We start from the raw sequence: 11523 nt of genomic DNA, 5'->3' as shown, positions 1-11523 counted from the left end.
CGTCAGAGGACCGGTCCCGATGCCGCCGAAGGCCGCGCACCGCCCGTACTTCCGCGCCGTACCGGCCGCCCTGCTGCGAGCACCGGCACGCGGCCGCCTCGAAGGGCCCGGCCGGACGTCCCCCGACGGACCTCCCGACAGCCGTACGGCCTGCGAACAGGTCCTGCGCACGGCGGCGGCCGACGCCCCGTTGATGGAGGCCCTGCACGTGGCCAGCGCCTCGCTGGCACGCCTGGTCGAGTCGAGCGCCGAGCCCGAGGCGCTGGCTTCGCGCACCGACGGCCAGTTGCGCAAGGCCGCGCTGTCCGTGGTCCGTTACGAGGCCAGGATGCGGTCCCGGTGCACCCCGTTCGGGCTGTTCGCAGGGGTGGCCCCGGTGCGCATCGGCACCTCGGCGAAGGTGTCCTGGCCGGGTCCCGCGTCCAGCCGTACCCGGGTGGATCTGGACTGGCTCTCCCGGCTGGTCCGCGAACTGGAGTCGGACCCCGCGCTGCTGCCGCACCTCAGCGTGCACGCGCACACCGGGGTGTTCCCTCGCGGCGGTCGGCTCGTCATGGCCACGCCCTCGAATCCGGGCACCAGCGCGGGCGACGCGGCCCGCAGCGAGGTGTCCGTGCGGGTCACTCCCGTGGTCACGGCCGCCCTCTACCTGGCCTCGAGCCCGGACGGCATCCGGGTGGGTGCGGCGATCGCCTCGCTCGAACGGCGCTTTCCCACGGCCCCGGCCGGTGCCGTCGCCGGACTCCTCGCCACACTGGTCCGGCAGGAGTTCCTCGTCACGAGCATGCGACCGGTACTCGACGGCAGCGATCCGCTGACCCGCCTCATCGGGGTGCTCGCCGGCGCCCAGGAATCCGCCGACGCACCGCTCCCGGTCCTGACCGGGCTACGGGAAGCGTCCGCGGCCCGGGACCGGTTCGACGCGGCCCCTCCCGGCTCGCGCCGTGCGGCGCTCGCCGACCTCGAATCCGCACTGCGCAGGCTCGGAGCGGTGCGGGAAGACGACCGGCTCGTCCACGTGGATCTGGCCCTGGGCGCCGACGTACGGCTGCCGCAGTCCGTGGCCGACGAGGCCGCCCGCTCGATGGACGTCCTGTGGAGGTTGTCGCCGCCGGGCCCCGGAATGCCGTCACTTCGCTCGTACCATCGGGACTTCATCGAGCGCTACGGCACCGACCGGGTCGTCCCGGTCCTCGAATTGCTCGACGACACGGTCGGACTGGGAGCGCCGTCGGGGTACGAGTGGCCGGCCTCCTCGCGCACCGAGGAACCGCACGCTCCGACGGAGCGGACCCGCGATCTGCTGCTCGGTCGACTGGCCGCCACGGCGCTCCGGGACAGGACCCGCGAGGTGGTCCTGGACGACGACCTCGTCGAGCGGCTCACGCGCGGCGAGCCGGACCCCGCAACGCTGCCCAGGTCCTGCGAGTTGTTCTGCACCCTGGTTGCGGACTCCGAGGAGGCGCTCGACCGCGGGGACTTCCTGCTCGTCACCGGCCCGGGGCCGGCCCCCGCCGAAGCCGGGGCGACGTTCGGGCGGTTCGCGGGACTCACCGGGGGCATCACCGAGGAACTGGCCGCCGCCGTGCACCGGGAAGTACCCGGGGCCGCGCACCTCACCGTCGCGTTCCAACCGCGTAGCGCACGGGCCCTGAACATCGCCAACAGCCCCCGTACGGCCGGACACCAAGTGACCGTGGGGCTGCCGCCGAACCCGGCCGCGACCACCGTACGGCTCGACGAGATCGGTGTCGCGGGGAACGCAGACCACCTCTACCCGGTCCACTTGCCCACCGGCCTGAGGCTGCTCCCGCACACCTCGCACGCCCTCGACCTGCGCGGACAGGCTCCGAACGCCGCCCGATTCCTGCTGGAACTGGGCCGGGACGGGACCCGGATGTGCACCCCCTGGGACTGGGGCCCGGTCAAGAGCGCTCCCTTCCTGCCCCGCGTCCGCTACGGCCGCACGGTCATCTCCCCTGCGACCTGGCGTCTCGACGAACTGCGGGAACACACCGCCCGGGGCCCGGCCGCGTGGACCGCCGCGGTGGCCGAGTGGAGGGAGCACTGGGGCGTCCCGCAGCGGATTGTACTGAGCCGCCTCGATCACCGGCTGCCCCTCGACCTGACCGACCGCTGGCACCTGGAGGTGCTCCGGGACGCGCTCACCAAGGACGCCGACCACCTCGCCACGGAGATCCCCGGGGGCGGGGAATCTCCCGGCGGCTGGCTCCGGGGCCCGGACGGACTGCCCCGGCAGGCCGAACTGGCACTGGCCTTCACCGGCGCCAACGACCCCGTGGCGCCCCTCGTCGGCCGTCCCGCAGGTCCGGCGCGCAGCGCGGGACGGCGGTCCGCGGAGGTGGGCGGCGAGTGGCTCTACGCCAAGCTCTACCTCCCCGAACGGCACGTCCCCGCCTTCCTCCGCGAACGGCTCACCCCCTTCCTTGCCGGTCTGGCCAATCTGCCCGCCGAGCACGGGGAGTTCGTGGACCGGTGGTTCTTCATCCGCTACCGGGACCAGGAGGACCACCTCCGGCTGCGTTTCCACGGGCCCACCGGGCCGCTGTGGGAGCGGCTGCTGCCGGCCCTGCGTACGGCGGTCCTCGAGTGGACCGCCGAGGGCCTGATCGGGCGGTGTGTCCTCGACGCGTACGAGCCCGAGTGGGAGCGGTACGGCGGACCGCAGGCGCAGGCGGCAGCCGAACGGTTCTTCGCCGCCGACAGCCGCCTGGCCCTCGCCCTGCCGCGGGCGGCCCGTGACCAGGGGGCCGAAGGGCTCCGTTGGGACCCGGAGACCCTCGCGGCCATGTCGATGGCCTCGATCGCGCAGGCCTTCGGTCCGCCGCCCGGCCACAGCCAGGACACCGCCCACAGCCACGACACCGCCCACAGCCACGACACCGCCCACAGCCACGACACCGCCCACAGCCACGACACCACCCACAGCCACGACACCGACACCGGCACCGGCTCAACCGCGCAGGACCGGTACGGGCCGCAGGAGCCGGGGGCCGCCTGGCTCGCCGCGGGCGCGGCGGGCCACGACCTCCCACCCGGGTTCCGCGCCGACCGGGCGCAGTGGCTGCGCCTGGTCGACCCGGTCGGCGGGTGGCCCGTGCTCGCCGAGAGCCCGGCCGGGCGAGAGGTGCTCGCCGCGCTGACCGACCAGGCCGCCCGGCTGCGCGAGTACCGCGAAGTCCTCGACACGATCGCCGACGCCGAAGAGAGCTGGTCGCCGCTGCCCCGTGTACTGGCGAGCCTCCTGCACATGACCTGCAACCGCCTGCTCGGCCCCGACCGGGATGCGGAACGGCGGGCCTACGCCGCCGCTCGCTCCTGTTTGACGGGCAACGCCGACCGAAGGAGGCACCACCGGTGACCACGGCCACCAGCCTGCTCGAGTCCGCCGTCGCACGGGTGGCGGACGCACTCGCCGATCCCGCGACGCTGGTCCGGCATCCCGGCGAGCGCGGGGAGCCGGTGTCGCTCGAAGGGAGCGCGGGCGCCGCGCTGTTCCTCGCGGAACTCGCCGGCCACGATCCGGGCCGGCTGCCGGCCGCCCACGCCCACCTGTCGGTGGCCGCGCGGGCCCTGAACGGGACCGCCAGCGCGGGGCTCTACCACGGCCCCGCCGCGGTACTGGTGGCCGCGCAGGCCTGTGCACGGCTCGGCGGGCACTATCCGCGGCTGCGCCACCAACTGACCGAACACGTTGCGGCGGAGGTGTCGGCCAAGATCGCCGCCGCACCGCCCCGTGCGGGGGTGGACTGGTCGGCGTACGACGTCATCTCCGGCGCCGCCGGCACCGGCCGGCTGCTGCTCGGCGCGGTGGTCGAAGGCGATCCTCAGGAGCGGGCCGCGGCCGAACCGGCGCTGCGGGCCCTCCTCACCCATCTCACCGCCCTGTCCCGGCCGTTGACGGTCGACGGCCACCGGGTACCCGGCTGGTGGGTGCCCAGTTCACTGCAGGCCACCCCCGCGGACCAGAAGACGTTCCCCCGCGGGGACTTCAACCTCGGTCTCGCCCACGGCATCGCGGGCCCGCTGACACTGCTGGCCCTCTGCACGGAGGCCGGGGTGACGGTGGACGGCCAACCCGCCGCCGTCCACCGGATGGGACACTGGCTCGCCGACCGGACCGACCACGACGCGCACGGCCCCTACTGGGAGCCGCGGCTGGCCTTCGACGACGAGGTCGTACGGGGCGCCGGCGGCAGCACGTCCCCCTCCGCTCACGCCGCCGCGGCCTCGGGCGGGGCCTGGTGCTACGGAGCGGTGGGCATCGCGAACGCGCTCGCCAGGGCCGCACGGCTCACCGGAGAGGCAGGCTGGCACCGCCTCGCCCTCGAGGGCGCCCGTGCGCTGCTGCGCCGTCCCGCCACCGAACACCATCTGAAGGGCCCCACCCTCTGCCACGGCCGGGCCGGCTTCCTGCAGAGCTCGTGGCGGCTGGGCCGGCTGACCGGGGACCGGGAACTGCTGGATCAGGCCGCACCGCTCGCCGAGGGGCTGGCCGCCCTGGCAGACCCGGAAGCACCCTTCGGGTTCCGCCACCTGTCGCCCGTACGGTCCGACCTGGGCTGGGACCGTACGCAGCCACTGCGCGCCGTGGACAACGGCGGGCTCCTCGAAGGGGCGGCCGGAGTCGCGGCGGCGCTCCTCTCGCAGCTGCCCGGCGGACCCGCGGCGTCCGGAGCATCCGGGGACGGCCCGCACTGGGACCGCGTACTGCTCCTGTCCTGAGCGCCGCACACGCCCGCGCCCGCACCCGCCCCGTCCGAGGAGACCCCACCATGAGCTCTGACACCCATGCGACGCCACGCGATCTCCTCGACCTGCCCCGGGGGCAGATCCTCATGGTGGGCACGGGCGCCTTCGACGTGGTGAAGATGCCGACCTGGGCGATGTGGCTACGAGTGACCTGCGGCTGGTCGGTACGGGTGTGCCTGACGGCGTCCGCCGAACTTCTCGTGTCCCGGCGGGCTCTGGCCGCCGCGGCCCAGGCGCCGGTCAGCGGGCCCGAGTGGGACACCGAGCAGGGCCGGGTGCCGCACCAGGAGCTGGCCGAGTGGGCCGACCTGGTCCTGGTGCTGCCGGCCACCGTCAACTTCATCGGGAAGTGCGCGGCGGGCATCACCGACGACCTCGCCCTGACCACGGTCATGAACACGGACGCACCCGTGGTCATCGGCCCGTCGATCCCGGCCACCGCACTGCGCCGCCCGGCGGTCCGACGGAACCTGCGCACCCTGCAGGAGGACGGCTTCTTCGTGGTGCCCCCCGCGGCGGGCACCTCCGTACACGAGGGCCGGACCACCGACGGCTGGGGGAGCGAGCTGGGGTCCGCGCTGGAGTGCGGGGCGAAGGCACTCGCCGAGCGCCGGACGGCCTGACACGCCCGCCCACGACCGCGACCAGGGTGTCCGGGCTTGTTCCGGTCGTTCGCGCGTCGGGACTCGGCAGCGTGTCAGGAGACCGTCGCCGGGGTATCCCGCAGGGTGACGTTGAAAGCCGTCCCGGGTGGGCAGCTTCGCGCCGGCCGCGTGGTCGAAGCGCGCGAAGTAGCGCCCCATCATGACGAAGTCGGCCCCCATCGCCAGTCCCAGGGCCCCGTGGTAGTCGTGCACCAGCCCGCCGTCGGAGCAGATCGGCGCGTACTCGCCGGTGCGGCGAGGAAGGTGAACGCCTCCCCGTCGACCACGTTGCCGCGTACGTGCAGGGCAAGGGGCCGTCCGAAGGCAGCCACTCAGTCGGAGCTGCGTCGTCCGCTAACGGCTGGTCAGTCCGTGTCGACGACCGTCACAGTGACCGGGGTTCCGGCTTCCACCGTGCGGCTGACGGTGCAGAGCTTGTCGTGGGAGGTTTTTACGGCGCGCGGCAGGATCGCTCGGGCCCGGTCGCCGCCTTCGCCTTCGGGGAAGCGGACGGTGAAGCCGGCCTCGAGGTCGGTCATGAGGTTTCCGCCTGCGTCCTGGGCCTTGTGTCCTTGGACGGCGACGGAGAACTCGGTGGGTTCGGCGTGCCGGGTGGTGGCGACGTCCACGTCGGCCGCCGAGCAGCCTCCGATCGCGGCGAGGAAGAGCTCGACGGGGGTGAAGCCCCCGTCGGATCCGGTGCCGAAGGTGATCGTGTCGCCGCGGGAGTTGGTCGCGGTGAACAGGCCCGGACCGGTTCGCTCGACGGTGACGGAGCGCAGGGAATCAGCAGTCATGGCATCGACGGTAGCCCCGCCCTCACACAAAAGCGCTGCCACACGGCGGAGCAGGAGGATGTACGGCCGGGCCTCACGGGGGCCAGGCTCACTTCGGGGCCGGACGCCTTCAGGGGCCTGGACGGCTGGGCTCCGGTCCGCCGCCGGCGATCTGCTCCGGATGCCACATCCAGACGTGGGGTCGGAGCAACGCTGGTCGAATCCACATGACCTCCCGACGGCCGAGGTGCGGCTGCTGATGTGCGACGAACTGACCTTGACGGAGGCGCCCGAGCGCACTCCGTCCTGCGTAGGACCTGTCGCGTCCAGGACACCCGAGAGCCCTGGAACACCACCCTCACCTGCGGAAACCTTGATCACGTCAGCCCAACGCCGCACCACTCGGTGGCAACGGCGCCACCGGCCTTCGGGTCCGGCATGACGCCCCCCGGCCCCGCCGAGCCCCGACGGTCCCAGTCCCTCCTGGACCGGTCGAGATCCTTCACGGCAGTCCGCTACACCGCGCCCGCCTCGAAGTCCTCTTCGAAGTAGCTGTCGTGCCGCACTCGGAACTCCTTGAGTTCCTCGCTCCCGCGCTGCGACATCTCCGCGACCCTTTCGAAGAACTCCTCGCGCGGGGCGCCCGGCGAAAAGAGCATGAGCATCGACATGGGCTCGTCCGTCACGTTCTCGAAGGCGTGCAGGCCACCGACCGGCACGTACAGGAAGTCACCGGCGCGCCCCGTCACCCACTTCTCGCCGTTGAAGAGTTCCAGCTGCCCGGAGAGGACGTAAAAGGACTCCGACATCGCCTTGTGGAAGTGGGTCTTGGCGCCGGCCGCCCGTGCTGCCAAATCCACCTTGTAGAGGCCGTACTCGCCGCCGGTCGACTCGTGCGTGGCGAGGTAGCGGTAAGCGTCACCGCCGGGCGAGATGAGGTCCGGCGGGGTGTCGGCGGTACGGAACGACGCGTTCACCTCGCCCTTGTCTCCGTGGTAGCGGGGCTCGGGGTACTGCAGGTGCTCCGGGTACGACATCGTGCTCTCCTGTCGTTCGGTTTGGGCATACTGGCTCTGCTTGGACGGCCAGAAGGTTGATCACCGCGCAGGCGTGAGGGGTTCGCGCTCGCCTTCTCGTACCTGTCGCCCGACGCTGCCGGGCAGTTGCTCAGGCTTCCACGAGATCGGAAGGACCGGTCTCGAAGAGGGTGGCGTTCGCCCTGGAGCTCGACTGCCGCAAAGCCTTGAGCTCCTGATAGTCGGGGGAGTCGTACCAGCCCCGGGCGGCGGCCAGGTCGGGGAACTCGATGAGGACGGGGTAGGTCAGCATCGGCTCTCCCTCCACCGAGTCGATTTGGCCCCCGACGGCGAGGTAGCGACCGCCGTGGCGCTCCACCACCGTGCGCACGCGCCGGGCGTACTCCGACAGCTTGGCCGGGTCGGTGACCTCGATGTTGTCGAACAGGGCGTACGCGGTCATGTAAATCTCCTCGCGACTGTGACAACATCGTCCCGTTCGGGACAGTCCCGAAGTTACTACCGATCGGGACAGTCCCGCAAGGGGATTCGTGTGCGGCAGGGCGGCGAAGGCGAAGGCGATGACGATGGATGAAACGGTGGAAGAAGCGACCGTCGACGCGATGGACGAGCTCTTCGGCGACCCCCGCTGGGAGGCCTACGGGATGCTGCGCGAGGCGTACCTGGCCGTGACCAGGCGCATCGACGCGGAGGTCAGCCCGGGCGGCGACCTGGAAGCGTCGATCTCGGACCTGCTGTTCCGCCTCGCACGCACCCCCGGGCACGCTCTGCGCACCGTTGACATCACGCGAGCACTCGCGACCAGCACGACGCGAACCACGCGCCTACTGGACGCGGCCGAGAAGCGCGGACTGGTGACGCGGGGGGCCCATCCGTCCGACCGGCGCGTCACTCTCGTCACGCCGACCCCGGAGGGTCTCCAGGAGGCGGGCGAGCGGGGGAGCGTGGCCCTGGCGTCGACCCAACGGCACGTTCACGACGTGCTGACAGCCGAAGAGATCGCCGTGATGGTTCCGATCCTGAGGAAGATCCGCGACGCCAACCAATGACAGGCCGCCGATCGGCCGCGAGTTGACCTACTGCGCACAAGCGAGGGGAGGGCGTGCGTGGCCGGTACTCCAAATGCCTCCCTGGCGAAAAAGTACAGAACAGGCTACTGAGAATGTCCTTCTTCATTCCCGACTTCGATGATTCCGTCGTCGTACGCGCTGCCGACGCCGAGCTCATCGGGGACGGCGCCCCGGTCCAGAACCACCTGCTCGTGGACAGCGCCCAGGTGGGTGGCGCGCTCTCGACCATGCGCGTGACTCTGGCCAAGGGCGCGAACGGGGCTCGTCCGCACCATCACCGCAAGTCCGCAGAGATGTTCTACGTCCTCGACGGCACCGCGCAGCTGCTCGCCGGCGACCAGGTCGTGACGGCCGAGCGCGGCGACGTGGTCGTGGTACCGCCCGGTCAGCAGCACGCCTTCTCCGCCGCCCCGGGCGAGATCGCCGACATGCTCGTCATCATCACGCCGGGCGTCGAGCGCTTCGAGTACTTCCGGCACCTGGAGCGGATCCGGTACGGGAAGGTCCCGCCCGAGAGCCTTCTGGAGGTGCAGGAGTTGTACGACTCCTACTTCGGCACCAGCGCGCTCTGGGAGTCCTCGCGCAACGGGTGACGGCGACGGGGCCTGACGGTCTGCAGCACCCTCCTGGGCGTCGTCCGAAGAGCTCGGCCGCCCCGTGGTGCGCGGCGCGTACCTCGCGGTCGACGATGCGCCCGGGCCCACCATGGCCGGCAAGGTGCTGGTGGCGCCGAAGGCTCACATCGAGCACGTGGTCCGGGACATGGACGAGACAGCGTTCAGCAGTCTCATGCTCGTGGTGCGCAAGGTGGCGTTGGCCGTCGAGGCCGTCTTCGCCCCGGAGGGAACCAACCGAGCCAGCCGATAGCGCTGACGCCTTGCACGAACGTGTCGGCGACGATCTGGCCGAAGACGAACCAGACCGTCAGTGCCATCAGGTGCCCGGCGTCGTGGACGAGAGCCAGGTTGTCGCCACCCGCGGCATGTGCGGCGGAGGCGTACCGCAGGCCGGTGGTGAAGGCCGCGACGAATCTGTTCCCGCCGACCAGCACGGCGGCCGCGTAGGTCAGGAACGGGCGTGCCAGGGTGGCGAGCCCCAGGCTGGTGGGTTTGGCCCAGCCGGTGTCCAGGGTCTGGCGGACCAGCCTGGATGCCGGCAGGCCTAGGGCCTGTCCGCAATGTCAGGTGGGGAGCCAGAGTCGTAGGCAGGCGAGGGTGACGAGGGCTTTGTAGTGGCGGGCTCGTTTGTCGTAGCGGGTGGCGAGGGCTTTGTTCTGCTTGAGCCGGTTGAAGCAGCGTTCGACGACGTTGCGGCGCCGGTAAATGGCGCGGTCGAGACGGCACAGGCTCTCGCCTCGTCGCAGGCGGCCGTTGATCTGGTCGACGCGTTCGGGAATGGTGCAGGCGATGCCGCGTTTCCGCAGGTAGGCGCGGATCTTGCGGGAGCTGTAGCCCTTGTCGCCGACCACTCGCTCGGGTCGGGTGCGGGGTCGGCCTGGCCCGGACCGTTTGATGCGGATGCGGGCCATGACCGGCTCGAACTGGGTGCAGTCGTTGATGTTCCCGCCGGTGATCGTGAACGCGAGGGGCCGGCCTTGTCCGTCGCAGGCGAGGTGGATTTTGGTGCTCAGTCCGCCGCGGGAACGTCCGAGTGCCTCGCCCGGCCAGGTCCCCCTTTTCGGGCCCCGGCGGCGTGCTGGCGGGCCCGCACGACCGTCGAGTCGACGCAGACGATCGACCAGTCGACCTCGCCGATCGCATCGGAGTGCTGCTGGACGTGGGCCAGGAGCCGGTCCCAGGTTCCGTCCGCCGACCAGCGGCGGAACCGTTCATAGACCGTCTTCCACGGCCCATACCGCTCGGGCAGGTCCCGCCAGGCAGCCCCGGTGGACAGCTTCCACAGGATCCCGTTGAGGACCTGCCGGCGGTCCCGCACCGGACGGCCCATCCGGGGAGGAGCCAGCAGCGGCCCGATCACTTCCCAGGCCTGATCAGTCAGTTCATGACGTCGCACCACGAACGGCCTAACGACCGACCGACATTGCGGACACGCCCTAGGGCCGTGCCGACGGCCAGGGCGAGCGGCGGCCCACACTGCGTGCACTCCGCTCGGTCTCGGGGCTCCAGCCCGCCGCCCCCGGCCACGTCACTCGATCAGCAGCGGGTTGACCAGGCGGACGTTGTCCTGGTCCAGGCCGGCCCGCCGCAGGTGGGCGCTGGGCGCCATTCCGGCGGCGGGACCTGGCCGAGCGGCTAGATCACGGACGGGATCGGGTAGGGCAGGTCCGTGCTCTCCCTACCGGATTTCACCCCTGCCCTGCACGATCGATTCGCCACCGACGGCTACCTTCCACTGCCCGCTCTGGTGTCGCCGGACGCGCTGTCCGTCCTGGACGGCGAGGTCCGCAGGCTGGAGAAGCTCGCCGTGCGGCGGGACTTCTCCATGGAGTGCATGGACGACTCGCCCCGCCACATGACGACCCTCGGCGGCCACGTCATCGCCGAGGAGTCCGAGCTGATCGCGGGGCTGTACGGCGACAAGAGCCTGCTTCGCCTGCTCGGCCGGATCGCAGCCATCGCGGCAGTTCCGGTACGGGACCCCCTCGAAAGACACGTGATCAACATCCTCCACCAGCAGGGCGACACCCACGGCGCGCACACGGACGACTATCCGCTGGCCCTGGTCGTGTTCACCGAAGCGCCGGCCGACCCCGGCGACGGCGGTCTACTGGAGTACGCCCCCCACACCGCCGGACGGTGCTCCCACCGGCCAACCCCGCCGGCTTCGATTTCCTCCATGCGGAGCACTCAGATTCCTCATCGAGAGATACGCAGAAATCTATGCCGGCTGGAGTAGACATTGGGCCGCGGTCTGGTTATGGTTTCTCTCGTAGCCAGAGAGACCGAAGGGCCTGGCAGAGACGAACTGCCGGGCAGCAGTACACGAAGTACAAGTAGTTGCAGTTCAGCAGTGCGGTGCGGTCGTGGAGTGTCGAAGCCACAGCTTGTGCAGGATGGCGACGGGACTGACGCCCGGACCGGGTGGCCCGCAGTGATCAGGGGCCGCCATGAGCGGTACGCAGTTAACGCAGGTGGAAGTACCCAGCAGTGAAGTTCGGTAAGAGCGGTACCTCGGTGAAGGCGTCGGCTGCGGGCGCGCGCACCGGGAAGTTCGGCAGTGGGGTTCCAAGCCAGAGCAGACGCACGATGGGCGACGGGGCTGG

11 protein-coding genes and 1 pseudogene are annotated in these 11523 nt (G+C 71.3%); 7 read left to right on the top strand and 5 right to left on the bottom strand.

All coding sequences use genetic code 11. The features are described 5' to 3' along the window. The 3 genes from ACFVX6_RS39490 to ACFVX6_RS39480 form a co-directional block, all read left to right on the top strand. The coding region (locus ACFVX6_RS39490) for a lantibiotic dehydratase (RefSeq protein WP_389699420.1) at nt 1-3382 on the top strand (3382 nt) is incomplete at its 5' end. After that, entirely contained in the window at nt 3379-4746 is a 1368-nt protein-coding gene (locus ACFVX6_RS39485) for a lanthionine synthetase C family protein (RefSeq protein WP_389699419.1), read from the top strand. The genes ACFVX6_RS39490 and ACFVX6_RS39485, both read left to right, overlap by 4 nt. A gap of 50 nt (nt 4747-4796) precedes the next feature. Further along, entirely contained in the window at nt 4797-5396 is a 600-nt protein-coding gene (locus ACFVX6_RS39480) for a flavoprotein (RefSeq protein WP_389699418.1), read from the top strand. 149 nt (nt 5397-5545) lie between these two features. On the opposite strand, the pseudogene ACFVX6_RS39475 reads toward ACFVX6_RS39480, so the two are convergent. From ACFVX6_RS39475 to ACFVX6_RS39460, 4 genes and pseudogenes are all read right to left on the bottom strand, one after another. Further along, nucleotides 5546-5675, bottom strand: a pseudogene (locus ACFVX6_RS39475) (IMP dehydrogenase); the annotation flags it as partial. A gap of 107 nt (nt 5676-5782) precedes the next feature. Next, nucleotides 5783-6214 (bottom strand): OsmC family protein, encoded by a 432-nt coding sequence (locus ACFVX6_RS39470; RefSeq protein WP_389699417.1) that lies wholly within the window; start codon nt 6212-6214, stop codon nt 5783-5785. Between the two features lie 494 nt (nt 6215-6708). Further along, a complete protein-coding gene (locus ACFVX6_RS39465) occupies nt 6709-7230 on the bottom strand; it encodes a cupin domain-containing protein (protein WP_389699416.1) in 522 nt (173 codons plus the stop codon). A 130-nt stretch (nt 7231-7360) separates the two neighbouring features. After that, complete coding sequence (locus ACFVX6_RS39460) at nt 7361-7672, bottom strand: DUF1330 domain-containing protein (protein ID WP_389699415.1); 312 nt, start codon at nt 7670-7672, stop codon at nt 7361-7363. Nucleotides 7673-7790: 118 nt separating this feature from the next. Between ACFVX6_RS39460 and ACFVX6_RS39455 the strand changes: the two genes are divergently transcribed. The 3 genes from ACFVX6_RS39455 to ACFVX6_RS39445 all read left to right on the top strand — a co-directional run bounded on the left by ACFVX6_RS39455 (nt 7791) and on the right by ACFVX6_RS39445 (nt 9167). Then, nucleotides 7791-8279, top strand: coding sequence for a MarR family winged helix-turn-helix transcriptional regulator (locus ACFVX6_RS39455; RefSeq protein ID WP_389699414.1), 489 nt, complete (start codon nt 7791-7793; stop codon nt 8277-8279). 113 nt (nt 8280-8392) lie between these two features. Beyond that, nucleotides 8393-8893 (top strand): cupin domain-containing protein, encoded by a 501-nt coding sequence (locus ACFVX6_RS39450; RefSeq protein ID WP_389699413.1) that lies wholly within the window; start codon nt 8393-8395, stop codon nt 8891-8893. A gap of 67 nt (nt 8894-8960) precedes the next feature. After that, nucleotides 8961-9167, top strand: a complete 207-nt coding sequence (locus ACFVX6_RS39445; protein WP_389699412.1) for an HIT family protein — start codon at nt 8961-8963, stop codon at nt 9165-9167. A gap of 313 nt (nt 9168-9480) precedes the next feature. On the opposite strand, the gene ACFVX6_RS39440 is transcribed toward ACFVX6_RS39445, so the two are convergent. Beyond that, nucleotides 9481-10313, bottom strand: a protein-coding gene (locus ACFVX6_RS39440; protein ID WP_389699411.1) for an IS5 family transposase whose coding sequence is annotated in 2 segments (ribosomal slippage) — nt 9481-9974 and nt 9974-10313 — 834 coding nt in all. Because the reading frame shifts where the segments join, the coding sequence is not laid out codon by codon here. 273 nt (nt 10314-10586) lie between these two features. Between ACFVX6_RS39440 and ACFVX6_RS39435 the strand changes: the two genes are divergently transcribed. After that, on the top strand, nt 10587-11156 hold the full coding sequence (locus ACFVX6_RS39435; protein ID WP_389699410.1) for a hypothetical protein: 570 nt from the start codon (nt 10587-10589) through the stop codon (nt 11154-11156). Nucleotides 11157-11523 lie beyond the last annotated feature (367 nt).

This window comes from Streptomyces sp. NPDC058289 (assembly GCF_042880975.1).
GTDB lineage: Bacteria > Actinomycetota > Actinomycetes > Streptomycetales > Streptomycetaceae > Streptomyces > Streptomyces stoeckheimensis.
The sequence above is the reverse complement of the archived record's forward strand: the minus strand, read 5'-3'. Positions and strand labels throughout refer to the sequence as shown.